The sequence below is a fragment of the Mesorhizobium sp. LNHC229A00 genome (assembly GCF_000502415.1).
Taxonomy (GTDB): domain Bacteria; phylum Pseudomonadota; class Alphaproteobacteria; order Rhizobiales; family Rhizobiaceae; genus Mesorhizobium.
The window spans coordinates 391,717-416,751 of the sequence record NZ_AYWQ01000001.1 but is presented as its reverse complement, the minus strand read 5'-3'; the positions used below and the strand labels follow the sequence as shown (position 1 = coordinate 416,751).

The window sequence follows — 25,035 nt, the reverse complement described above, 5'->3', positions numbered from 1 at the left end:
ATCAGGTCTCGGCCGACCGCACTTGCGCCGTTCGCATCGCCTCGACGCGGATGTCCTCGGTCAGTCGCGCCTTCAACGCCGAGAATTCGGGACTGGTCTTCAGCGTGTAGTGCCTGGGATGCGGCAGGTCGATGGCGACATCCGACTTGATGCGGCCGGGCCGCGCCGTCATCACGATTACGCGCGAGGCCATGAAGATCGCCTCCTCGATGTCGTGGGTGACGAACAGCACCGTCTTCTTGCGCCGTTCCCATATGCCGAGCAGCAATTCCTGCATCAGCCCGCGTGTCTGGTTATCCAGCGCCCCGAACGGCTCGTCCAGCAACAGGATTTCGGGATCGTTGGCCAGCGCCCGGGCGATCGCCGTGCGCTGCTGCATGCCACCGGACAGCTGCTTCGGCCAATGGTTCTCGAACCCCCTCAGCCCGACGAGATCGACATAGGAAGCGACGATGTCGTCCCGCTCCTTTTCGGCCGTGCGGCGTTCGCGCAGGCCGAAGCCGATGTTTTCGGCGACCGTCAGCCATGGAAACAGCGTGTAGGACTGGAAGACCATGCCGCGGTCCGGCCCGGGCCGTGTCACCGTCCTGCCGTCTAGCAGAACACGGCCTTCGCTCGGCGCCTCCAAGCCGGCGACGATCCTCAACAGTGTCGACTTTCCGCAACCGGACGGTCCCAAAACGGTGATGAAGTCGTTGGCCGCCACCGCCAGAACGATTGGTAAAAGCGCCTTGACGGGTTCCCCACCCCGCACGCCGGCAAAGGTTCGCGAGACACCCTCGATAAGAAGCTTGCTCACGCCAGGCTCCATGGAAAGAGCCAGCGGTTGAACGCCTTGAACGCGAAATCGGACAACAGCCCGATCAGGCCGATGATGATGATGCCGAAGATGATCTGCCCGGTCGCCAGCCGCGACTGGCTGTTGATGATCATGTACCCGATGCCCGACGATGAGCCGATCAATTCGGCCACGATGACATAGGTCCAGGCCCAGCCGAGCACCAGCCGTAGCGTCTCGGCGATCTCGGGCGCATTGGCCGGCATGATGACCCGCCTGACGATGCCGTTGTTGGTCGAGCCCAGCGTATAGGCGGCCTCGACCAGGTCGCGCCGCGTGGCCCCAACCTTGACGGCAATGATCAGGATGATCTGGAACACCGAGCCGACGAAGATGACAAGCAGTTTTTCCAGCTCGCCAATGCCGGCCCAAAGGATGAGCAGCGGAATGAAGGCCGACGCCGGCAGGTAGCGGGCGAAGGAGACGAAGGGTTCCAGAAACGCTTCCACCGGCTTCCAGGCGCCCATGGCGATGCCGAGCGGCACCGCGACGACCGAGGCCAGTACAAAGCCGCCGAATACCCGCCAGATGGTGATCAGTATGTCGAGCCAGAAACGATCCTCGACCAGCAGCCGCCAGCCGTCCCGCAGCATCGACAGCGGATCGGCGAGGAAGATGCGGTTGACGTGGCCGCCAAACGTGATCCAAGCCCAGAAGGCCACGAACAGCACGAAGAAAGAGATACCGAGCACGCTTCGCAGGCTCGGAGAGACAGGATGCAAGGGGCGCATCTTCGTCCTTTGTCAGCGGCAAGGCGGCGGCGCTCTGCGCCACCGCACGGTGCCCAGGGGTTGAACCGTTAATTCGCCACGGCGCTGGTGTCGGCCAGTGTGGCGACGTCGGGTGCCTCCTTGATCAGCCCCATCTGCAGCAGCAGATCGCCGGCGGTCTTGGAAAAGTCCTGGAATTCCTTGGTGAAGAACTGCTTGTTCTCGGCCTTGTCGGCCCATTTCAGGTACTTTGCCGAATCCTCGAATTCCTTGGCCGACTGTTTCACGTCGGCGCCCATGATCTCGTAGGATTTCTGCGGCTCCTTCTTGATCATGTCGAGGGCGTCGAAATAGCTGTCGGCAAGCGCCTTGGCGGCGTCGGGATTGGCCTTCAGGAATTCGGGCGTACAGCCGACCGTGTCGAGAACCATCGGATAGTCGAGCGTGGTCGCCAGGATATGGCCCTGGTCGGCCTTGTCGCGCACGGCCGAGATGAAGGGCTCATAGGTGACGGCCGCATCGTTCTGGCCGGCGAGGAAGGCCTGCGCCGCCGCGTCGGGTTCGAGATTGACGACCGTGACATCCTTGGTCGACATGCCGTTCTTGTTCAGCACCCAGGCCAGCAGGAAGTAGGGAGACGTTCCAGGCGCCGAGGAAGCGACGGTCTTGCCCTTGAGATCGGCGACTGTCTTGATGTCGTTGCGCACCACGATGCCATCGGCGCCATAGGATTTGTCGAGCTGGAAAATCTGCTTGGTGGTCACCCCGCTGGCGTTCCAGACCAGCCAGGTCTCGACCGTGGTGGCGGCGCATTGCAGGTCGCCGCTGGCGATGGCGAGCGGACGGCTGGCCTGCGGCACCTTCTTCAAGGTCACGTCGAGCCCATGCTTCTCGAACAGCCCTGCCTGCTTGGCAAGTGTCAGCGGCGCGAATCCGGTCCATCCACTGATGCCGATGGTGAGCGATGTGGCGGCCTTCGCTGGCGCGGACAAGCCCGCGGCAAGCGTCAATGTCGCGGCAAGCACGGTTATTCTGTTCATATCGGTTCCCCTTTTGTTTTTCTGCGGGAAATTGTTCACAGAGCCGATGGGCTTGTCAATCAACAGGACCGTGTTCGCGCGGAAAGCAGCCGGCAACCGGTTTGGTATTGCGCTATCTGGTGTCGGGCATCCAGTTGCGGTTGCGCCACATTTTCTCGCCGACCTGGCAGTCGGCGGCGGGTTTGTCCCGCGCCAGCACCACTGGCGGATGATCCGCCTCCGCCGCCGCCCATTGCCGTGACGCCGGGCCGGCGAGCTCCAGCACCAGCTTGCGGCGGATGGCTTCGGGAAATTGCGTCCAGTCGTTGACCGGGATCATGAAGGCGCCGGGACCGCCGATGACGCAGTCGCTGTAGTAGCGATCGAGATCGTTGACGTCATAGACGCCGGAAAAGCCGCCTCGGGTCATCAGCGGCAGGCCGTTGATGACTATGCCTTGCCTGACCACCCCGTCGCGGGCGAGATTGACCGGCGCGCCCTGGTTGTTTGGCCCGTCGCCCGAAATGTCGATGACGCGCTTGGTTCCCTGGTAGCCGCTTTCGGCGAAAAGGTCGCTGCCGAACTCCAGCGCGCCGGAGATCGAGGTGCGCCGCGCGCTGTTGGGCGGCTGAGCCGACAATTGCGCCACCACCCGCTCCGCGTCGGCCCGGGTCGCGATCGCTGTCCACGGCACGATGACGCGTTGCCAGTTGGTGCCGGCCCATTCGACATAGGTGACGGCGATCTTGCCATAGGCGCCATCGGCAATCGCCTGCAGCACATTGTCGTGCGTCAGCGCCGCCGCGTAGCCATGACGCTGGATCTCGAGCTCGTCGGCCGACATTGACAGCGACACGTCCACCGCCAGCACCAACTCGACATCGACCGGCTCGTCGGCGCGGGACATTGGCGCCAGCCAGAACGTAACCGCCAGGGCAACGGCGCTCGAAAGCAGATGTCTTGCAGTGCCAAAACCAGACATGCCGCTAGGGTAAGCCAGAATCGACAGCTGAAAAAGAGAAAAGCCCGACCTGGGCCGGGCTCATCCAAATGCGCGCGAAATTCTTGGCGAAGGCTCAGCTCCGCGGCTTGAGATTCTCAGGGTCGTAAAGCGGCTTGTAGCCGACACTGGCGACTTCAACCGGATAGGTCTCGCCGAAATACTCGACCTTGAGCTTGCGGCCCTCCTGGGCATAGGCCCAGGGCAGATAGGCGAGCGCGATGTTCTTGCCGATCGTCGGGCCATAGGCGGCCGATGTCGTGAAGGAGCGGCGGCCGAGTTCGTCGACCAGCGTTTCCCCGCTCTCGGGGTCCATCACCGGCATGATGCCGACGGGATAACGGGCGACACCCCTGGAATCCTTGTTCTCGGTCATCACCAACGTGCATAGCATCGCCGGCTGGTGCGCGCGCTCACGATACTCCAAATGCTTGGCCTTGCCGCAGAAATCGTTCTCCTTGACCTTCGGGCGGGCGAGATCGGCTTCCAGCAGATTATACTCGGTCAAGAGGTCGGCATTCTGCAGCCGCAGGCTCTTCTCCATGCGGCGCGTATTGGCGTAGGTCTCGACGCCGAATGGCATGACACCGGTCGAGCGCAGCGCGTCCCAGACGGCGAGACCATCCTCGTAGCGCATATGCAGTTCCCAGCCCTGCTCGCCGACATAGGAGATACGGAACGCCGTAACGTCCTTGCCGCCGATCCGGACCGGCTTGATCGCCGCGAACGGAAAATTCTCCGGCGAAAGCCCATCCGGGCTCTCGACCACCTTTTGCAACGTCGTGCGGGCATTCGGCCCCCAGATGCCGATGGTGACGTACTTCTCGGTCACGTCGGTGATGGTGACGTCGAACCCTTTGTCCTGAGCCGTGCGGCGCATGTACTGGAAGTCGCGCGGGCCGGCGTCGGCGCCGTCGATCAGCCGGCAGCGGTCGGCCATGCGGATCACCGTGAAGTCGGCGCGCACCATGCCTTCCTCATCGAGGAAGTGGGTATAGATGCCCTTGCCGATGTTGTTGTCGCCGCCGATCTTGGCCGCGCACAGCCATTCCAGCAGCGCGACATGGTCGGGCCCTTCGATGTCATACATCGAGAAATGCGAGAGGTTCACGATGCCGCAATCTTCGCTCATCGCCAGATGCTCGGCGTTGGAGACACGCCAGAAATGGCGGTTGTCCCATTCGTTCTCGCGCACCGGCACGCGGTTGCCATACTTCTCAAGCAGATGCTCGTTGGCGGCATAGCCATGCGCACGCTCCCATCCGCCCAGCTCCATGAAATAACCGCCGAGTTCCTTTTCACGCTCCCAGAACGGCGAGCGCCTGATGTTGCGGGCCTTGGAGAAGGGTTCGCGCGGATGCACCGCCGGGTTGTAAACCTTCATCGCCGTCTCGGTGCAGCGATCCCAGATGAATTGTTCCTCGGTCTGGTGCGGATAGAAGCGCGCATAGTCGATGGCGTGGTGGTCGATCGCGGTGCGGCCGTCCGTCAACCAGTCGGCGATCAGCTTGCCCATGCCAGGGCCGTCCTTGACCCAGATGGCGACAGCGTACCACAGGCCCCTCACCTTCTGGCTCTCGCCCATGGAAGGGCCGCCATCGGCCGTCACCTGCAGCAGGCCGTTGAAGGAATGGCTTTCATTATAGCCGAGTTCGCCCAGGATCGGCGTCAGTTCCATGGCGCGCTCGAGCGGCGCCAGGATCTGCTCCATATCGAGATCACGCTGCGACGGCGACAGCCGTGCCTGGTCCTTCTCCAGCAGGTCGCGCGGATGGCAGAGGCGCGGATTGGTCTCTTCGTAGTAACCCCATTCGATCTGGCCCCCCTCGGCGGTCTTGGGATCGCCGGTGTCGCGCATATAGGCCGAGTTGCCTTGGTCGCGCAGCAGAGGCCAACCGATCTCCTTGCCGGTGCCGGCGAACTCGGTATATGGGCCGAAGAAGGTCAGCGGATGGTCGATCGGCATGACCGGCAGGTCCTCGCCGACCATCTCGGCGATCAGCCGGCCCCAGATGCCGGCGCAGACGATGACATAGTCGGCCTCGATCGTGCCGCGGTCGGTCACCACGGCACTGATGCGGCCGTCCTTGACCACGAGCGACTTCGCCGGCGTGTTGGCGAAGGATTTGAGCTTGCCGGACGCTTCCGCCTGGTCGACCAGCTTGCCGGCAACGGTCTGCGAGCGCGGAATAACGAGGCCGGCATCCGGATCCCATAGGCCGCCCTGCACCAGATCCTGTTCGATGAGCGGGAATTTATCCTTGATCTCGGCGGGATCGATCAAACGGGCGCGTGTGCCGAACGCCTTGGCCGAGGCGATCTTGCGTTTGATCTCGTCCATGCGTCCGTCGTCGCCGACACGGGCGACCTCGAGGCCGCCGACGCGCGCGTAATGACCCATCTTCTCGTAGAAATCGATGGAATAGAGCGTCGTCCAGCACGACAGGAAATCGTGGCTGGTGGTGTAGCAGAAATCGGAAGCGTGCGCGGTCGAGCCGATATCGGTGGGAATGCCCGACTTGTCGATGCCGACAATGTCGTCCCAGCCGCGCTCGATCAGGTGATGGGCGATCGATGCGCCGACAATGCCGCCGAGGCCAATGATGACGACCTTCGCCTTTTTCGGAAACTCTGCCATTGCCCGCGACTCCAGAATGCTGTTGCGGGCGGCGTCGGCGCCCGTCTGATCGGGGCACAATATGCAGGCGACGGGGACGGCGCTACCGCCTGTTTGCGACACGCCTCGGATGCGGCGCGACCCCTCCGCAAATCAGGAAAAACATCTACTCGTCAGGCGAAAGCCCAGACGTCCTCGGCCTGGAAGCCGACCTGGTAGCCCGCTGTCTTCAGCTTGACCACCACCTGTCCGATCTCCGGCGCGGGCAGCGCACCAACCTCGACCTTGATCATGCCGGGACGATAGCGCTTGAGGTCGAGTTGCTCGAACACGATCCAGTCGGCGCCTTCGCAATCGACGAGGAAGGCGTCGATATGGGTGATGCCGTTGCGGTCGAGCAATGTCTGCAAGGTCTCCGACGGCACCTCAATGTCTTTCAGATGCGGCGCGAACTTGTTGAAGTTGGCGTCGGCCTCGCCCCAGGCATTCTTGCCCGACATCAAATTGGTGTCGGTCACCGACGAGCAGCCGATGAACTCGATCGGCAGCGTGCCGGCTTCCAGTGCGGCAGCGTCAAAGGTGTGGACGGTGATCGTGCCTTTTGTTCGCGTCACCGCGACGGGTTCGATGACGAAGCGGTCCGTGTCAGGGTAATTGGCGCGCAGCCGTTTCTGGTTGTACGGGATCGGCTCGACCAGCATGGCGCGGGCCCTTGGAATGCGGTGCAGCCACGGCGTCACGTCATCGAACAGCGCGCCATCGCAGGCGCCGACATTGACCATCTGGAATGGCCGGCCGGTATCACCGAAGCGTGCCTTCAGCGCCGCCTTGGCCAAAAACTTGGTGCCGCGCAGCGAAGGCCCGCGATCGAGCAGGCCGGCGGGAAGGCCGAGCGACAGGGCAATGCGCGCCAGGTTGGAAACTGAACTCATGATTTGTCTCCTGGTATGATGTGCAGGGCGGCGCGGTGCTGGCCGCCGGCGACCTCCGCCCACAACGCCATGAAAGGCGGTGCCAGCAGCAGGAATGGCGGGATCAGATGCGGGAAATAGATGCGCGTGTCGTGAATCGGGAAGACGCTGAATTTGGCCAGCGCACCGAGCACCAGCGCGGCAAACAGAATGCCCGCGCGGCGACCGAGCCTGAAGCCGGCGCGGTGGGCCGCGAACCACCCGGCCAGCGCCAGAACCGAGACTCCGACCCAGCTGTTAAGGTTGATGGCGCGCAGCAGCGAGGCGGCAAACGCCCGGAGATAGGCAGTGGCGGAAAAAGCCGGCTCGAACCCGTCCATATTGTAGTGCTGCCCGATACTGGAAAACCACAGATGCGGCCACCAGCCGGGATGATGGGCCCAGTGCGAAATGGCGAAATACGCGGCGAGCGAAGCGGCAAACCCGACCAGCGCGCCCCAGGCCCTCTGCCGGAACAAGACCAGCAGCACAGCGAAAACGGCGAGAAAAACTATGTTGTCCGGCCGCACCATGAAGGCGAGGAAGAGCAGGATAGCCGTCGCCGCCTCGCGGCCTCGGACATAAGTGAAGAGACCGCCGAGCAACAGCGCCGAGGTAAGCAGGTCCGGTGTCGAAGCGCGCGCGGCGTCGCCGAAATCGGCCATGATCAGCACCGCGCCGACCACCGGCGCCAACGCCAATGCCTTTTCCCCGCGCAGCCAAAGCAGCGTGATCGCGCCGAACAGCAGGACCGAAAACACCTGCACCAGTCGCATCGCTTCGACTGGCGACATTACGGAACTCAGCGTCGACAGGATTTCGGCATAGAGGAACTTGATCCGGTACATGCCGAGCAACGAATGGAAGTCGGCGGCGTTCTGCGCCATGTGGCTGCGGAAACCGTCGCCATCGTCGGTCAGCGCCTTGTAGTCGCCCGCCGAGACTCCCGATTTTACGGTGTTGTAGGCATAGTCATGCAGCGCCTGCGCATCCGGGTAGGTGCCCTCCTCCGATATTGCGAGATAGGGCAGCATGTCCCAGTTGGCGTCGGGCATCACCCAGGCCGTGAACGCCGTCAAAAGCATATAGAGGGCGAAGGCAGCCGCACCGATCGGAGCCGCCAGCCGCGCATAGGTCCCCTCGCCCCACGCCAGACCGGCCTCGGCGAGCCGGTCGAGTGGATTTTGCGGAGCGGGCGACTTGGTCAGCATGTCTTCTCAGCGACGTTCGTTTCAGCTGACTTGGCTTTTGACGAAATCCTTCACGATCGCCACGATGCCGCGCGACAAGAGACCGTCGAAGGCATCAACGAAGCGGTCGACATGCTCGCGCCGGCAGATCAGCGGCGGCTCGAGCCGGATGACATTGCGGTTGTATTCGGTGAAGGCGACGAGCACGTCGTAGTCGCGCAGCAGCAGCGCGCCGACGAAACCGGACAGCGAACCCTTCAGCTTGTCGTCGAGCACGCTGACGATGGGGCGCAGCACCATCGGCAAGGTCTGCGAGAAGTCGTGGAACTCCAGCCCCACCATGAAACCCTTGCCGCGCACGTCCTTGATGATCTTCGGGTATTTTTCCCTTAGTGTCTGCAGCCGCTGCAGCAGGTACTCGCCGGTGACGGCGGCGTTGTCGATCAGCCCCTCGTCGTAAAGCACGTTGATGCCCTCGATCGCAGTGGCACACGCCTCGCCCATGCCGCCGAAAGTGGCCATGGCGTGGATCATCGCCGTCTTCGGCGTGCCGTAGGCCTTCATGTAGATTTCGCGGCGCGCAATCATCGCGCCGACAGCGGCCTTGCCGGCGCCCAGCGATTTGGCCAGTGCCGTCACATCGGGCACGACACCATGATGCTCGAAGGCATAGAAGCGGCCCGAGCGGCCATAGCCGCACTGCACTTCGTCGGCGACCCACAGCACACCATGCTGGTCGCACAGCGCCCGCAGCTTCTGCCAGTATTCAGTCGGCGCCTGGATGATGCCACCGCCGCCCTGGATGGTTTCCAGCACGATGACGCCGATCTCCGGATCGGAGCGGAACAGGCGCTCTACGGCCTCGATATCGGCGAAGGGAATGCGGACGGTGTTGTCGGCCATCCTGAAGTCGGCGCGATAGAGCTGGCCGTCGGTGATGCCCAGTACACCCTTGGTCTTGCCGTGGAATGAATTCTCGGCATAGACGATTTTCGGTCGCTTCGGGCCGGCGGCACGCTCGGCAAGCTTCACCGCCGCTTCCATCGCTTCCGAGCCGGACGAGCCCAAAAACACCATGTCGAGATCGCCAGGCGAACATTTGGCGATGTTGTGCGCCAACGCGGCCGCATATTGCGACATGAAGGCGATGGCGATTTCCTGCCGCTTTTCCTCCTGGAATTTTTTGCGTACTTCCAGAATGCGCGGATGGTTGTGGCCAAAGGCCAGCGACCCGAAGCCGCCGAAGAAATCGAGGATCTTGCGGCCCTTCTGGTCGATGTAGAACATGCCCTCAGCACGTTCGATCTTGATCTTGTGGAAGCCGAGCAGCTTCATGAAATGCAGCTGGCCGGGGTTGAGATGCGCCTTGAACAGGTCGGTCATCCCTGCGATATCCATCGACTTGGCCTGCTCGACGCTGATCAGATCGGGCTTGGCGGTGGTGGCGGGCGACAGTGTCGGCGCGCTGACCAGGGTGCGCGTATTCGTCTGTTCCGGCTTGGCCATGACGGTCATTTCAATCTCCTGTTCGCGCCCGAGACTGGCGTCGTGCGCAATAAACTTTTCGGCGCGCCCCTATTCGGCGGGCACATGTTTGGTGGCGACGGCGGGCCCGGTCTTCTTGGCGCGGTATTCGCTGTAGGCGGCGATCAGCATGTCCTCGTCGCGGTACCGCGGCACCCAGCCGAGCTGCCGCTCGGCCTTGGACACGTCGAGCACGCAGTCCTCGTCGGCGATGAGATATTGCTCCGGATCCATGATCGGCATGTTTGCGAGGTCGAGCAGGTCGAGCGTGCGCTTGACCGCCCAGCCGGGTGTAGGCAGCAGGATCGACTTCGATCCGGCATGCCGGATCAGGTCGCCAAGCAATTTCTTCACCGGCGGCGGATTGAGCGACCCAAGGTTATAGGCCTCGTTGGGCACACCGGCCTTCCACGCGGCGCGCGCCGCCTCGGCGCAGTCGAACACCGAGATGAACTGATAGGGGTTGCGGCCCGAACCGATCATCGGCACGGGAAAGTTCCAGTCGATCAGCTTGAACAGCTTTTCGAGGATGCCGAGCCGGCCGGGGCCGATGATAAGGCGCGGGCGAAACAGCGAGATCGACATGCCGCGCTTGCGCCATTCGGCCGCCAGTTCCTCGGTCTTCTGCTTCGACCAGCCATATTCGCCGAGCGGCGCGACCGGATGCTCCTCCGTCATCGGCTGGGTAACGGTGTGACCATAGATCATGTCGGTCGTATAGTGGACGAGCCTGGGGGCACCAGCCTTGTCCATGGCCTGCAGGATGTGCTCGGTGCCGTGGAAATTGACCGGAAAGAAGAAGTCGTGTCGCTTCGCCCGCACCTGGATCGGCGACAGCATCTTGGCCGATAAATTGTAGACCATGTCGTCGGCCTTCAGCCCGACCGCGGCAACCGAGCCTTGGTCGGTGACGTCGCACTTGATGAAGCGGACAGTGCGGTAATGCGCAAGGTCGCTCCTGGCGATGTCGGCGACGACAACCTCTTCACCGTCGGCCACAAGCTTCGGCGCCAGGTGACGGCCAACAAAGCCGTCACCCCCGAAAATCACATGTCTCATCGAACGATCTCGTTTGCTTGTAACTTGTCGGGCGTGATGGAAGCGCTCTGATCTTCATGCCCTCGCCCACTTTGCGCGATCAGCACCGTGCCTACGCAGATCAAGGCAATGCCGGCGATGCGCCAACCATTCAGGTCCTCCCGGAAGACGAAATAGGCAAAGATCGCGACCGCGACGTAAGCCAGGCTCAGAAACGGATAGGCGAAGGAAAGCTCGACCTTGGAAAGCACGTAGAGGTGCGAGGCCATCGAAATGACGAAGGTGCACAGGCCAAGGAAGACCCAGGGGCTGAAGACGATCTGCAACAGCTTGATCAGCGGATTGGCGCCCTCGAATGAAATCGGTCCGAGCGACATCATGCCTTGCTTCAGCATCAGCTGCGCAGCAGCATTTGTCATGACCGTAAACAAAATGAAGACGATATATTTCATGTAGTCCGCCGCCCCTGTGATATTAGGTAATACAAATCTGAAAAGATTTCGTGAACCTGAAGACATTTTTTGGGTAAATGTTGATGTTAAGCGTTCGTAAACCACAATTCATTCTAAGTTTATCTATTCGGCCGCCTCTGCATCGCGCCGCCGCAGGTCGATACTCCCGGCCGTGCGCGCCCAGAAGCCGGACATGAAGGCGGGATCGCGCAGCGCTTCCAGCCTCGGCCACTCCGGGAACGAAGCGACGAAGGTTGCGGCACTCATGCGCGCATCCTTGTAAGGATTGACCGCCCCACCAGCCGCGATCGTCATGCGGTCGAGTTCGCCGAGCAGCGCAAGCGTCGCCGCTCCCCTGTTGGGGAAGTCCAGCGTCAGCGTGTAACCCGCACGAGGGAACGACAGCAGTGCCGGCGAGCGGACGCCGCCGAAGCGCTTCAAGACGGTGAGGAACGACCCCTGCCCGGCCTGCCTGGCCGCCGTGAGCAGTGCCGGCACGGTTGCGCGCGCGGCCTCTTCCGGGACCACGCTCTGATGCTGGAACAGACCTTTCGGGCCATAGAGCCTGTTCCAGTCGCGCACACCGTCGAGCGGGAAGAAGAAGCCCTGGTATCCGACCCGGCGCGGCGCCTTGGACTGCCCCTTTTTCCACCTGTAGGCTGCGTTGAAAGCGGTCAGGAACGGTCGGCCGAGCACGTTGAAAGGCGGCTGGAGCGGAACGGAGAATTTCGCGCTCGCACGCGCGGCCGCGTGCGAGCCGTGCTCGGCGTGGTTGCCGGTAAACAGCAGCCCCCGTCCGCTGTTGCGGCCACCGGCGAGCTGGTCGATCCAGGCGACGGCATATTCATTGGCCTGGTCCGCCGCTTCGGCAAGATCGAAATATTCGCGGAGGTCGCGAAAACGCGTCGTCTTTTCCACGATATCGAGCGACGAAACCCGCATCAGCCGGATCGAAGCCGACAGGATCAGGCCGGTGAGGCCCATACCGCCGATGGTCGCCCGAAACAGGCACGGATTGTCGGTCGCAGAGCAGCGATAGCTGTGTCCATCCGACCGAAGCAGCGTGAAGCTTTCCACATGGCAACCGAACGTGCCGCGCCGGTGATGGTTCTTGCCATGGACATCGTTGGCAATGGCGCCGCCGAGCGTGACGAATTGTGTGCCGGGCACCACCGCCGGGAAGAAGCCATGAGGCGCGGCATGTGCAATGACATCCGCGAGCAGCACCCCGGCATCCGCTTCGAGCAGACCGCTCTCGGCGTTGAAGCCGCGAATGCGGTTCAGGGGCCGCATGTCGACGACAGTGCCGAGCTGGTTCTGGCAGGAATCGCCGTAGGATCGGCCGTTGCCATAGGCAAGCAGCGACGCTTGCCTGGCCTGGCCGCCCTTCAGCAGCGCAATGGCGTCATCGGCTTGGATCGCCCTTGCCGCTGGCGGCGTGGCAAGGCCAAAGCTCTGGAGGCGTTCCGCCATGCCTACCAGCCCCCGATGACCAGCAGCACCGCGCCGATCGCCACCACGATCTGGCTGCGCCAGTCGCGAATGATGAAGACGACCGGGTCGTCGTGCATTTCGTCGCGGCGCGCCAGGATCCAGACACGCATGGTGAGATAAAGCACGATCGGCGCCAGCGGCCAGATCAGCCAGGGATGCGGATAGAGTTCGCGCACCGCGACGCTGTCCATGTAGAGCGCCAGCACCAGCGCCGAGGAGAACGCCGAAGCCATGCCGGCCTGGGCGACAATCTCCTGGTCTTCGGTGCGATAGCCGCGGCCGGCAATGCGTTCGCCGGGCGGAATGGCTGTGGTGCGCAATTCGACAAAGCGCTTCACCAGTGCCAGCGACAGGAAGAAGAAGATCGAGAAGGCGAGCAGCCAGAACGAGACGTCGACGCCCGTGGCGGCCGCGCCGGCGAGCACACGAATGGTGTAGAGGCCGGCAAGCGTCAGCACGTCGACCAGAAGCATGCGCTTGAACGATAGCGAATAGGCCGTGGTGACGACCATGTAGCCACCGAGCACAGCCAGGAATTCAAGCGACAGGAACAGCCCGGTGCCGACGCCGATCGCCAGCAGCACCGCGATTGCGCCAAGGCCGAACGGAATAGACAGCGCACCGCTGGCGAACGGCCTGTTGCGCTTGGTCAGATGCTTGCGGTCGAGCGCAAGGTCGAAGAAATCATTGAGGATATAGATCGCCGACGCCACCGCGCTGAACGAGATGACCGCCAGCAGGCATTCCCAGATCATGTTTGAATTGAAGTATTCGTGCGACAGCATCATCGGCACGGCGATCAGCGAATTCTTCAGCCACTGGTGGACGCGCAGCATCTTGACGATGGTCCGCAATGTCGGCTTGGGCGCCGGCATCGTTTCGGCACCATGCGCCGCCTGCCAGCGCGCGGCATGACGGTCCGGCGCCACCACGATCGCGCTGCGCGCCGCGTCGAAGACCTGGAGGTCATGGCGGCTGTTGCCGGCGTAGTCGAAACCGGCATCGCCATAGGCCGCAAGGAGCGAGGCTCGCTTCTTTCCCGAAGTGAGATTGTCGAGGCCGTCGGTGGCCAGTACCCGGTCGAAAATGCCGAGATGGACAGCAATGGCGTCGGCGAACTTGCGCGGCGTGCCGGTGGCCAGTACGAGCTTGCGGCCTTCGGCGTGCTCGGTGCGGAGCCGGTCGAGCAGTGGCGCCCGATAGGGCAGCGTGGCGGGGTCGATGTCGATGCGTTGGGCGATCGCCTGCTTCAGCCGCGCCGGTCCGCCGGCAACCCAGAAAGGCACCAGGAAGAAATAGAGCGGGTTCTTCTTGAGGAGGATGAACAATCCTTCCCATAAAAGGTCCGTCGCGATCAGCGTGCCGTCGAGATCGACCGCAAGCGGTATTGCGTTCCTGTCCGACCGCGCGTCCATGCCCGTCCTGCCCTGCCAGCGTCTGATCCGGAAACCGGAACCCGTTGAGCGCCGTGTTTCGGCGTCTTGATGCTGGTATAGCGGGGGATCGCCTAGCGAACATTAAAACGTACGGTTGCAAAGGGCTGCCGCTGCCGTATTTCCATCGTCATTGTTAAAAAACAGCTACCGGAAACGATAAAAGGCCGAGCAAACGCCCGGCCTTTCCAATCATGCGACCGAGATTACTTGATGCGGGCGACGCCGCCTGAAATCTCCACGGTTTCCGAACCGGTCAGCGCTTCAAGGTCGCCATTGGGCAAGGTGACAAAACAGCCACTCTGGCAGAACTCGACGGTTTCACCGCCAGCCAGCGCAAGCTCGGTCTTGCTGCCGCCCTCGGTCACGACCAGCGTGCGTGTCTCGGCGTCCTTGTTGACCGCGCTAGCGGCATGGGCCGAGCCGCTCACGGCGAGCAAGGCCACGGCAGCGACGAGAGACTTCCACATTTGCAATATCGGTGTTCCCACCGCCTCTGTTGCATTTCCACAAGGCATTCTCGCCTTTGCATGGGAACTTATATGAGATGGAAGCTGAACCGCAACTGAATGCCGCATTCATGCCGCAATTGGCTTTGGCTTTCGCACATACCCCCGTCAACCTGGCCGCGCGGCAATGCGGTGTTGTCGGCAATGGCAGCCCGGCAGGAGGATCCAGAGCCTAATCCGGATCGGGTTTCTTCGACTTGCGCTGCTTCGGCAGCTTTTTCGCTTCGGCCTCGGCTCGCGCCTTGGCCTCTTCCCGTTCGGCGAAATCGGCCTCGATCTTGTCGTCGTCGGTCGGCCATGCCACGTGCTTCTTGGCCTCGACGACCGCGCGCGGCGTGGACGGGATTTCGATGTGCTGGTCGTCGAATCTTTCCAGCACGGTGAAGCGGACGTCGTTCTGCACGATGTTGCCGTTCATCACATCGGCCAGGAACACGCGGATCTCGAATTCGAGTGCGGCGGGTCCAAAATTGGAAAACAAGACGAAAGGCTCGGGGTTCTTCAGCACCAGCGGATGGCTGCGCGCGATATCCAGCAGCACCGCGTGGACCTGCTTGACGTCGCTGCCATAGGCGACGCCCACCTTGATGTCGATGCGACCGAGCTTGTTGCGGTGCGTCCAGTTGCCGACGGCGTTGTTGATCAGGTTCGAATTGGGCAGGATCACCGACTGCCGCTGGAAAGTCTCGATCTCCGTGGCACGCACGCTGATCTTCTTGACCGTGCCGCTGACGTCGCCGGCCACGATCCAGTCGCCGACCTTGAACGGCCGCTCGGCCAAAAGGATCAGGCCGGAGACGAAATTCGACACCACATTCTGCAGGCCAAAGCCGATACCGAGGGAAAGAGCACCCGCGACCAGCGCCAGGCTGGAAAGGTCGATGCCGGCCGCCGAGATGCCGACCAGCGCGGCGAGTGCCACGCCGGCATAGCCGACCGCCAGCCGGATCGAGTTGCGCACACCGGCGTCGACCTTGCCGCGCGCCATGACCGAGCCGTCAAGCCAGCCCTGGAACCAGCGCGTCAGGAAATAGCCGATGACGAAGACGACGATGCCCGACAGGATGCCGGTGACCGAAATGGTCACCGAACCGATATTGATTCCGGTGGCGAGCTTGTACGCCCACGCCTCGATATCGCCGGGCTGGAAGCCCCACATCAAAAGGATCAGCGGCAGAAACACCAGCACTATCATCACGTTGATGGCAATGCTGACGACAAGGCCGAGCTGGTCGAGTGCGGTATCTTCATAGCTGGAATTGGCCGACAGCCAACGCCCGACCGAGGTGTTGGCGAAAGCACCCTCCTCGCCGATCGCCTGCGCCGACAGGAAGCCGATATAGGCCGTTATCAACGCGGTGCCTGTGACCACGACTTGTAGCGAGACGAACAGAGCAAGGCCGATATACCCGAGCAGCGCCGCGATGATGGTGAAAAGCCCCAGCCCGAGCGAGGTGTAGCGCAGCCAGGCCGGCCATGGGCGCCAGCTTCCGTCACGCGCCCTGAACGGCCTCAGCATTGCCATCAGGATCAGGATAACGCCGACGATGATGGTGGCGACGAAACTGCGCGCGATGGTCAGCGACAGCGGCGACCCCATCTTGTCGTTCACGACCGACAGGAAGGTGTTGAAGCTGATCACCACGGCCATGGCGGTGGTCAGGCGGACCAGCCAGCGCGCCGGCCCGGTTTCGACGGGGATGAGCCGCCAGTTGGGCAAACGCGGTTCGAGTGCCGCGTTGGTCAGCCGATTGACACAGAACACCACGCCGATGACGGTGGCCAACGCATTGAGGAAGAGGCCAATATCGCCGCGCAACACGTTGTAGTAATTGAAGAAGAAGATAGTCGAGCCGAGAAAGGCGGCCACCGCCAGCGTCGGCAGCAAGGTCGACCAGAAGGCCACCGACAGGCGGCTGAGATAGGATGGGTCCTCATTGGTCGGATCGGCCTCGAACACCCGCCCGAACAGGCGCCTCCCGCCGACCAGCAGCACCAGCGCCAGGCCGAGCGCCACGAAAGTCGCCGCCAGGATAGCCTGGAACTTGAACTTGATGGCGAAGCTCAGCCAGGACGACACCGCCTTGTAGAAATTGCCGAACTCGTCGCGCGCATCGGAAAACACCTGAGGGCTCAACGCGTCCGAGAGCACGTAGCGCTTGGTCAAAAGATTGCGGAACAGCGCGCTGCGCATGTTGCCGATCTTGTCGATCAGCCCGCTGATGCGGATCGACAAGGATTGAGCTTGCGCGATGACCGCGTTGATCTCGGCCTTTTCGGATGTCAGCCCCTCGCGTTCGGCGCTGACGATGCCGGGTTCAGCCGGTTGGCCGGAGGGGGGCGGCGGCCCGAGCTGTTCGAGCCTGCTGTTGATTTCGCCCAGCCGTGTGCGGAACGCCAGCGCGCTGGTCAGCGATTGCCGTGACAATTCCTCGAGCTGCAGGCGGATGTCGACGAGGTTGCTGTCGTCCTCGCCATCCTGCTGTATCTGCTTCTCGAAATTGTCGGCCTTTGTCGCCAGGCCCTGAATGATCTTTTGCTGGTCGGCGACCAGTCCGGCGGGCGCCTGGCCAACGCCTTGCGCCGCCGCCTCGAACGACAGCGGCGCCGAAACGACAAGCGCCAGGACCAGGATGAGGCGAAGCAATCGAAAAAACATGATGAATAGGCGGCTCGCGGGCGGCAAAGGCATCAAAAAGCCTGTCCTTGATAAAGACGGCCATATCATGGGGCAAGTCACCGCGACGATCGCGCTGCTCAAGCGTCGGCCAGTCGAAAGGCGATGGCGCAATATTGGCTTTGCATCAGCCCCCTGCTCTATAGTCTGCCGCATCGCCCGCAACGGACATCATACACATGGCAGAGTACTCGGCCCTTTCGCTGCTCGCGAACGCGCTCAAGGGAAACAAGGACTGGAAGCCGGCCTGGCGCAAGCCGGATCCGAAGGCCTCCTACGACGTCATCATCATCGGCGGCGGCGGGCATGGGCTGGCGACCGCCTACTATCTAGCCAAGGAACACGGCATCACCAATGTCGCGGTGCTGGAGAAAGGCTGGCTGGGGTCCGGCAATGTCGGCCGCAACACCACGGCCGTTCGCTCGAATTACCTGCTGCCCGCCAACACCCGCTTCTACGAACATTCTATGAAGCTGTGGGAAAACCTGTCGCACGAGCTCAATTACAATGTCATGTTCTCACAGCGCGGCTGCCTGAATCTGGCGCACACGCCGGCTCAGTTCGACGACTACGCAAGACGCGGCAACGCGATGCGCCATCTCGGCGTCGATGCGGAATTGATGACACCAGCCGAGATCAAGCGCCTGATCCCGGCGCTCGACATCTCCAATGATGCACGCTTTCCCGTGGTCGGCGGCCTGATGCAGCGGCGGGCCGGCACCGCCCGGCACGATGCCGTCGCCTGGGGCTATGCGCGCGGCGCAGACCGGCGCGGCGTCGACATCATCGAGAATTGCGAGGTCACCGGTTTCCTGCGCGACGGCGACCGGGTTACCGGCGTTGCCACCTCGCGCGGCGATATCAGGGCCAAGAAGGTAGCGGTCGCGGTGGCTGGCAGCACCGGACGGGTCATGCAACTCGCCGGCGTCGAGACGATGCCGATCGAAAGCCATGTGCTGCAGGCCTTCGTCACCGAATCGCTGAAACCCTTCATCGACACGGTCGTGACCTTCGGCATGGGCCATTTCTACATGTCGCAGTCCGACAAGGGCGGCCTTGTCTATGGCGGCGACATCGACGGCTACAACAGCTACGCTCAGCGCGGCAACCTGCCCATCGTTGACGAGGTGATGAGCGAGATGCTGGCCCTTTTCCCGGGCCTTGCGCGTGTGCGCATGCTGCGCTCCTGGGGCGGCGTCTGCGACATGTCGATGGACGGCTCGCCGATCATCACCATGGGGCCCCTGCCCGGCATGTATCTCAATTGCGGCTGGTGCTATGGCGGCTTCAAGGCAACGCCCGCTTCCGGCTGGTGCTTTGCCTGGACCATCGCCAAGGATCAACCGCACGATTTCAACGCCCCGTTCACGCTGGACCGCTTTCATCGCGGGCTGGTGATCGACGACAAGGGCCAGGGTGCAAACCCGAGGCTTCACTAGACAAGGCTTCATTAGGAACATTCCGTGCTGATCACTTGCCCCTATTGCGGCCCGCGCGATGTCATCGAGTTCACCTATCAGGGTGACGGCAACCGCGAACGTCCCGACCCCGCTTCGCAGAATTTCGAGGCCTGGAATGCCTATGTCTACGACCGGCTGAACCCGGCCGGCGACCACAATGAAATCTGGCAACATTCCGGTGGCTGCCGGGCTCACCTGAGGGTCGTGCGCAACACGCTGACGCACGAGATTTCCAGTGTCGCCTTCGCGCGTGGCGATCACAGCTCGGCCGCTCGCCGCAAGGCGGAGGACAAGCCATGAGCCCGCGCCGCACCGACACCGGCGGCCGCATAGACCGGCTGAAGACGATCCGCTTCACCTTCGACGGCGTTGCCTATACCGGGCATGGCGGCGACACGCTGGCGTCCGCGCTGCTGGCCAATGGCGTCACCCTGTTAGGACGTTCTTTCAAATACCATCGGCCGCGCGGCCTGCTGAGCGCGGGCGTCGAGGAGCCCAACGCGCTGGTGACGGTGCTGAAGGGCGAGGTGCGCGAACCCAACATTCCGGCGACAATGGTCGAGATCCATGACGGGCTGGTCGCCGTCAGCCAGAACCGTTTCCCCTCGCTTGCCTTCGACATCCATGCCGTCAACCAGCTCGGCGGCAAACTGCTGTCGGCCGGGTTCTACTATAAGACCTTCATGGGACCGGTTGTCGGCCCGTTGAAAGGCACGCGCTTCTGGATGTTCTGCGAACAGTTCATCCGCCGCGCCGCCGGCCTCGGCAGCGCCGGATCGGCGAAGGACCCGGCCCGCTACGAGCGCATGAACGCCTTTTGCGATGTGCTTGTGGTCGGCTCCGGCCCGGCCGGGCTAATGGCCGCCAAGGCAGCCGCCGATCAGGGCGCCCGTGTGATCCTGACCGATCTCGAGCCGCGCTTCGGCGGATCGGCCAACTGGTCCGGCGAAACCATCGATGGCGCCCCCGCCGCTGATTGGGTGCGGCGTACCGTGGCCCAGCTTGAAGCGCGAGACAATGTCCGGCTTCTGCCGCGCACCACCGTCTGGGGCTACTACGACAACAATACGCTTGCCGCGCTCGAGCGGGTCAGCGACCACAAGGCGCAGCCCGCCAAGGGTGAGCCGCGCCATCGATACTGGGCGATCCGCGCCGGATCCGTGGTGCTGGCCACCGGCGCCTTCGAAAGGCCGCTGGTGTTTCCGGGCAATGACCGGCCCGGCGTGATGCTGGCGCATGCGGCGGCGCGCTACGCCAACGAATTCGGCGTGCTGCCGGGGCAGCGGATCGTGCTGTTTACCAACAATGACAGCGCCTACCGTTCGGCGCTGGCGCTGAAGCAGGCAGGAGCGGCGATCGTTGCCATCGTCGACGTGCGCGCGCCACCATCCGCCGAGATGGGCGCCCTGGCCGGCGAAGCCGAGGCGGAACTGCTTTCCGGCCATGCGGTGGTCGGCACGGAAGGCGGCAAGGCCTTGTCCGGCCTCAAGGTTCAGCGCTTCGACATGGTCGCGGGTGCGCTGAGCGGCGATGCGCGCAGCATCCACGCCGATTGCGTGCTGATGTCCGGCGGCTGGTCGCCGACCATCCATCTGGCCAGCCAGGCCGGCGCCAAGGCTGAATGGAACGCGGCCCGGCAGGCCTTCCTGCCGCCCAAGCCGACGCAAAGCTGGATCGGCGCCGGCGCGTTCACCGGCAGCTTTTCGACGGTAGAGGCGATGGCCGAAGGGCGCGCCGCGGGCCTTGCCGCGAGTGGCGGGACCCCAACGCCGGCGGCGCTGCCCACTGTCGAGGCACCTTCCGGAGATCCAAATCCCGCGCCGGTGTTCGAAATCAAGGGCAGCGGCAAGAGCTTTGTCGACTTTCAGCACGACGTCACGGCGGAGGATGTCCGCCTGGCGCATCGCGAAGGCTTCGTCTCTGTCGAGCACCTGAAGCGCTACACCACACTCGGCATGGCCACCGACCAGGGCAAGAGCTCCAACGTCCCCGGCCTTGCCATCATGGCGGAAGCACTCGGCAAACCCATCCCAGAAGTCGGCACCACCCGTTTCCGGCCACCCTTCGCGCCGGTTTCGATCGGCTCGCTGGCAGCCGAGCGCTTCGGCGACCTCAAGCCCGAGCGGCTGACGCCGATGCATGATTGGCATGTCGACAATGGCGCGACCATGTACTCCGCCGGCCTCTGGTACCGCCCGATGATCTACGGGCTTTCGGGCGAAACTGTCGAACAGGCCTATGTGCGCGAAGCCAAGGCGACGCGCGAAAGCGCGGGCATCGTCGATGTCTCGACGCTGGGCAAGATCGCCGTGCAGGGTCCCGACGCCGCCGCGTTCCTCGACCGTGTCTACACCAACATGTTCTCGACGCTCGCCGTCGGCAAGGCGCGCTATGGGCTGATGCTGCGCGAGGACGGCTTTGCCTTCGACGACGGCACCACCTGGCGGCTGGGCGAACAGGATTTCCTGATGACCACCACCACGGCCAATGCCGGCAAGGTGATGCAGCATCTGGAATATTTCCTCGACGTGATCTGGCCGGAACTCAAGGTCCACGTCACCTCGGTGACCGACCAATGGGCGGGAGCCGCGATCGGCGGCCCGAAAGCGCGGCAGATTTTGGCAGCCTGCGTCACCGGCACTGCCGTGGACAACGCCACCTTGCCCTTCATGGGCATCGTGCACGGCGAGATCGCAGGCGTCCCGGTGATGATTTGCCGGCTTTCCTTCTCCGGCGAAATGGCCTTCGAGGTCTATTCCGGCGCCGGCCATGGCACCCATGTCTGGGAAGCGCTGGTCGAGGCCGGCAAGCCGTTCGGGCTGGTCACCTACGGCCTCGAGGCGCTGGGCACGATGCGCATCGAGAAAGGCCATGTCACCGGCGCCGAGATCGATGGCCGCACCACCGCGCGCGACCTGCATCTCGACTGGATGCTGTCGAAGAAAAAGCCGTTCATCGGCTCCGCGATGATGGATCGGGAAGGTCTCGTCGCGTCCGAGCGGCTGGATCTGGTCGGCCTGATCGCGCTCGACAACCGGCCGCTCAATGGCGGCGCGCACATTGTCGAGGACGTCGACGAAGCCAATCCGCACGGCTCGATCGGGCACATCACCGCTTGCTGCTATTCGCCGGCGCTCGGCAAGCATATCGCGCTGGCGCTGGTCAAGGGCGGCAAGGCCAGGCACGGCACGCGTGCGCATGTCTCCGATCCCTTGCGCAACCGCTTCGGACCCGTGGAGATTGTCTCCACCCACTTCTACGATCCGGAAGGAACCCGCATGCATGGCTGAGCGTCAATCGCCCCTCGAGCCGGAGTTCAATGTCGGCTCGCACGGCAATTTCGAACGTGGCGTCGAGATCCTGCTCACCGAAACCAGGCCGGGCTCGATCGTGCAACTCGCGGCATGGCCCGGCGAGGAAAAGAAACTGATGGAGGCCATCCGCACCGTGACCGGGCTTGCTCTGCCCGATGGCGCCGGCGGCGGCTCGAGCGACGGCGTGAAAGCGGTATTCGGTTTCGCGCCGGGAAAATTCACGGTGACCGATGAAGCCGAAGGACTGGCCGTAGCATTGACCAAGGCGGTGACGCCGGCCATCGGCACGGTGACGGACCTGTCGCATGGCCGCACCGCGATCCGCATTGCCGGGCCGAAAGCCGAATGGGTGCTGTCGAAATTCTTCGCCATCGACTTCGCCCTGCCTGCCTTTCCGGTCGGCGCCGGCCGCTCGACAATGCATCACGATGTCTTCGCCCAGATCCAGCGCACCGGCACCGACCAGTTCGACATCTATGTCTTTCGCTCCTTCGCCCGCTCGTTCTGGAAGGCGCTGTGCCACGCAAGCGAGGAAGTCGGCTACGAGGTGCAGTAGGCATGCGGCCTTAGAGCCGCGGCCTCTGGCCTCAATGCCGGCTGGTTCTGCCGCTAGAGAATCCTGCCGAGCGCGCCCATGATAGAAAAGGTGGCCGCCCAACCGGTCCAAAGGGGTATGAAAATCCCCTCTCAGAGTCGGCATATTTGGTTCGAACATCCCCATGACCGCTGAACTATCCGCCGGCGCTACCGATCGCGCCGATGTGCCGGCCAGAGCCTTGCTCCTGTTGCCACTGACAGTCGCCTGCGGCGTGTTCATGACCAGCCTCGACCAGAACGTCGTGGTGACGGCGCTGCCGGGCATCGGCCAAAGCCTTGGCCGTCCGCCTAGCCAGCTCGGCCTGCTGATCACCGTCTACGTCGCCAGCCTGATCATCTCGATGCCGCTCGGCGGCTGGGCGGCCGACCGTTTCGGGCTGCGCAACGTCTATTGCTTTGCCTTGCTGGTGTTTGCCGCTGCTTCGGCCATGTGCGGGCTCTCGAACGACCTCTGGATGCTGGTCGGCGCCCGCGCGCTGCAGGGCTTCGGCGGCGCGCTGATGGGAACGCTTGGCCAGGTCGTAATCCTGTCGACCTTCCCGCGCAGCCGGACCTTGAAGATCAACATGTACATATCGCTGGCCGGCCAGTCCGGACCGCTGGTCGGTCCGCTCGTCGGCGGCGCGCTGACTACCTACATCTCCTGGCGCTGGATCTTCTTCATCAACGTGCCGTTCGCGCTCGCGGCCGCGATCCTTGCCGCCTCGCTGTTCCCGACGATGACCAAGCCGGTGCGCACGCGGTTCGATTTTCAAGGCTTTGCGCTGGTCGGCAGCGGCATGCTGCTGCTGGTCTTCGGCATGGACTCGCTGGCGTCGAAAGACGCCGCCGGCGGCATGATCGCGGCCGAGCTTGCGCTGGCGCTCATCATCCTGACGGCAGCCTCCTTCTACTGCCTGCGCGTGCGCAATCCGCTGCTCGATCTCAAGCTCCTGCGCATCCGCACCTTCCGCATCTCGTTTCTTACCGGCGGCGGCCTGGACACGATCGGCCTCAGCTCCGTCGTCTTCCTGCTGCCGCTGATGTTCCAGCTCGGCTTCGGCATGAGCGCGGTGCAGGCGGGATCGCTGACCTTCGTGGCGGCGGTCGGTTCGGTGGGTATGCGTGTCTTCATGCCACGCCTCCTCAACCGTTTCGGTTTTCGCCGCGTGCTGGTCTTCAACACGCCCGTGGTTGCCGCCATGGTCGCGGGCTTCGCCTTGGTGCAGGCAACAACCCCGGTCTGGATCACGCTCACCTACATCTTCGTCTTCGGCGTCTTCCGCTCGGTGCAATGGGCCTCAACCGGCAACCTCGCCTATTCCGACATCGCGCCGGAGCAGCTCGCCCGTTTCAGCGCGCTCTACTATATCCTGTGGCAACTGGCGGTCGCCATCAGCGTCGGCCTGGCGGCTGCGATGCTGTCGTTTCTCGCCGGCGGCGGGCCTGCCGTCGCCAGCGACTTCCGGATCCTGTTCGTGATCGAAGGCGTAATCACGCTCTGCGCGCTATCAGCCTATCTCAAGCTGACGCCGCAGGACGGCGCCCATGTGAGTGGCCACGGCGCGCACATGAATACGGAATAGCGGGCTTGCGGCGGACGCAGCCTATTCGCTGAACCTCACCCATTCCTCGAGCGGCTCACGTTCGGTGCGGAAGGCGTTCTCGGGCTTGGATGTGTCTTCATACCCGAGCGCCATGCCGCAGACAGATCGGAAGAGCACACGTCTGAACTCCAGTCACATCACGANGAGCGGCTCACGTTCGGTGCGGAAGGCGTTCTCGGGCTTGGATGTGTCTTCATACCCGAGCGCCATGCCGCAGACGACGATCTCCTCGTCGGGAATGCCGAGCACCGGCCGGATCTGGCGGTGATAGGGCGCGAAGGCCGCTTGCGGACAGGTATGCAGACCCCTGCCCCGCGCCGCGACCATGATGTTTTGCAGGAACATGCCGTAATCGATCCACGAACCCTGGTTGAGCCGGCGGTCGATGGTGAAGATCATGCCGACCGGCGCGTCGAAGAAGACGAAGTTGCGGTCGTGCTGGGCACGCATCTTGTCGACTTCCCTACGTCCTATGCCGAGCGCGCCATAGAGGCCGAACCCGTTGGCACGGCGGCGGGTGAGGTAAGGCTCGAAGAACTGGGTCGGATAATAGCGATATTCGTCCCAGTCGGCTTTTTCGGCACGGATGCCGGAATTCATGATGGCATCCGTGATCCGCTGCTTGGT

General features: G+C 63.2%; 19 protein-coding genes and 1 pseudogene. 5 read left to right on the top strand and 15 right to left on the bottom strand.

Annotation, left to right across the window (positions count from 1 at the left end; genetic code table 11):
* Position 1: 1 nt before the first annotated feature.
* The 14 genes from X742_RS167600 to X742_RS167665 all read right to left on the bottom strand — a co-directional run bounded on the left by X742_RS167600 (position 2) and on the right by X742_RS167665 (position 17,433).
* The gene (locus X742_RS167600) at positions 2–799 is read right to left on the bottom strand and encodes an ABC transporter ATP-binding protein (RefSeq protein WP_023769846.1); all 798 of its coding nucleotides are present in this window, start codon (positions 797–799) and stop codon (positions 2–4) included.
* Entirely contained in the window at positions 796–1,569 is a 774-nt protein-coding gene (locus X742_RS167605) for an ABC transporter permease (protein WP_023769845.1), read from the bottom strand. Before X742_RS167605 ends, X742_RS167600 begins: the two co-directional genes overlap by 4 nt.
* A 68-nt stretch (positions 1,570–1,637) precedes the next feature.
* The gene (locus X742_RS167610) at positions 1,638–2,588 is read right to left on the bottom strand and encodes an ABC transporter substrate-binding protein (RefSeq protein WP_023769844.1); all 951 of its coding nucleotides are present in this window, start codon (positions 2,586–2,588) and stop codon (positions 1,638–1,640) included.
* Positions 2,589–2,700: 112 nt separating this feature from the next.
* Positions 2,701–3,549 (bottom strand): DUF1194 domain-containing protein, encoded by an 849-nt coding sequence (locus X742_RS167615; protein WP_023769843.1) that lies wholly within the window; start codon positions 3,547–3,549, stop codon positions 2,701–2,703.
* 94 nt (positions 3,550–3,643) lie between these two features.
* The gene (locus tag X742_RS167620; protein WP_023769842.1) at positions 3,644–6,205 is read right to left on the bottom strand and encodes an FAD-dependent oxidoreductase; all 2,562 of its coding nucleotides are present in this window, start codon (positions 6,203–6,205) and stop codon (positions 3,644–3,646) included.
* Positions 6,206–6,357: 152 nt separating this feature from the next.
* Positions 6,358–7,116: an FkbM family methyltransferase gene (locus X742_RS167625; protein WP_023769841.1), complete on the bottom strand. Its 759-nt coding sequence runs from the start codon at positions 7,114–7,116 to the stop codon at positions 6,358–6,360.
* Positions 7,113–8,345, bottom strand: a complete 1,233-nt coding sequence (locus X742_RS167630) for a glycosyltransferase 87 family protein (RefSeq protein ID WP_023769840.1) — start codon at positions 8,343–8,345, stop codon at positions 7,113–7,115. The genes X742_RS167625 and X742_RS167630 overlap by 4 nt, the downstream gene beginning before the upstream one ends.
* 21 nt (positions 8,346–8,366) lie before the next feature.
* Positions 8,367–9,839 (bottom strand): aspartate aminotransferase family protein, encoded by a 1,473-nt coding sequence (locus X742_RS167635; RefSeq protein WP_023769839.1) that lies wholly within the window; start codon positions 9,837–9,839, stop codon positions 8,367–8,369.
* A gap of 60 nt (positions 9,840–9,899) precedes the next feature.
* Positions 9,900–10,907, bottom strand: a complete 1,008-nt coding sequence (locus X742_RS167640) for an NAD(P)-dependent oxidoreductase (RefSeq protein ID WP_023769838.1) — start codon at positions 10,905–10,907, stop codon at positions 9,900–9,902.
* Positions 10,904–11,338, bottom strand: coding sequence for an EamA family transporter (locus X742_RS167645; RefSeq protein ID WP_023769837.1), 435 nt, complete (start codon positions 11,336–11,338; stop codon positions 10,904–10,906). Before X742_RS167645 ends, X742_RS167640 begins: the two co-directional genes overlap by 4 nt.
* A gap of 123 nt (positions 11,339–11,461) precedes the next feature.
* Complete coding sequence (locus tag X742_RS167650; protein ID WP_023769836.1) at positions 11,462–12,811, bottom strand: FAD-binding oxidoreductase; 1,350 nt, start codon at positions 12,809–12,811, stop codon at positions 11,462–11,464.
* Positions 12,812–12,813: 2 nt separating this feature from the next.
* Positions 12,814–14,247, bottom strand: a complete 1,434-nt coding sequence (locus tag X742_RS167655) for a UbiA family prenyltransferase (RefSeq protein WP_023769835.1) — start codon at positions 14,245–14,247, stop codon at positions 12,814–12,816.
* A 224-nt stretch (positions 14,248–14,471) separates the two neighbouring features.
* The gene (locus X742_RS167660) at positions 14,472–14,735 is read right to left on the bottom strand and encodes a hypothetical protein (RefSeq protein WP_015317401.1); all 264 of its coding nucleotides are present in this window, start codon (positions 14,733–14,735) and stop codon (positions 14,472–14,474) included.
* A 211-nt stretch (positions 14,736–14,946) separates the two neighbouring features.
* The gene (locus tag X742_RS167665) at positions 14,947–17,433 is read right to left on the bottom strand and encodes a mechanosensitive ion channel family protein (RefSeq protein ID WP_023769834.1); all 2,487 of its coding nucleotides are present in this window, start codon (positions 17,431–17,433) and stop codon (positions 14,947–14,949) included.
* A 197-nt stretch (positions 17,434–17,630) separates the two neighbouring features.
* On the opposite strand from X742_RS167665, the gene X742_RS167670 reads away from it, so the two are divergent.
* The 5 genes from X742_RS167670 to X742_RS167690 all read left to right on the top strand — a co-directional run bounded on the left by X742_RS167670 (position 17,631) and on the right by X742_RS167690 (position 24,387).
* A complete protein-coding gene (locus tag X742_RS167670; RefSeq protein ID WP_023769833.1) occupies positions 17,631–18,890 on the top strand; it encodes a sarcosine oxidase subunit beta in 1,260 nt (419 codons plus the stop codon).
* 24 nt (positions 18,891–18,914) lie between these two features.
* On the top strand, positions 18,915–19,211 hold the full coding sequence (locus X742_RS167675) for a sarcosine oxidase subunit delta (RefSeq protein ID WP_015317398.1): 297 nt from the start codon (positions 18,915–18,917) through the stop codon (positions 19,209–19,211).
* Positions 19,208–22,201 carry a sarcosine oxidase subunit alpha gene (locus X742_RS167680; protein ID WP_023769832.1) on the top strand — a complete coding sequence of 998 codons (2,994 nt, stop codon included), beginning with the start codon at positions 19,208–19,210 and terminating at the stop codon, positions 22,199–22,201. The genes X742_RS167675 and X742_RS167680 overlap by 4 nt, the downstream gene beginning before the upstream one ends.
* Positions 22,194–22,781: a sarcosine oxidase subunit gamma gene (locus tag X742_RS167685; RefSeq protein WP_023769831.1), complete on the top strand. Its 588-nt coding sequence runs from the start codon at positions 22,194–22,196 to the stop codon at positions 22,779–22,781. Before X742_RS167680 ends, X742_RS167685 begins: the two co-directional genes overlap by 8 nt.
* A gap of 163 nt (positions 22,782–22,944) precedes the next feature.
* Positions 22,945–24,387 (top strand): MFS transporter, encoded by a 1,443-nt coding sequence (locus tag X742_RS167690; RefSeq protein WP_023769830.1) that lies wholly within the window; start codon positions 22,945–22,947, stop codon positions 24,385–24,387.
* 21 nt (positions 24,388–24,408) lie between these two features.
* Here X742_RS167690 and X742_RS1000000175395 read toward each other — a convergent pair.
* Positions 24,409–24,510, bottom strand: a pseudogene (locus X742_RS1000000175395) (nitroreductase); the annotation flags it as partial.
* Positions 24,511–25,035 lie beyond the last annotated feature (525 nt).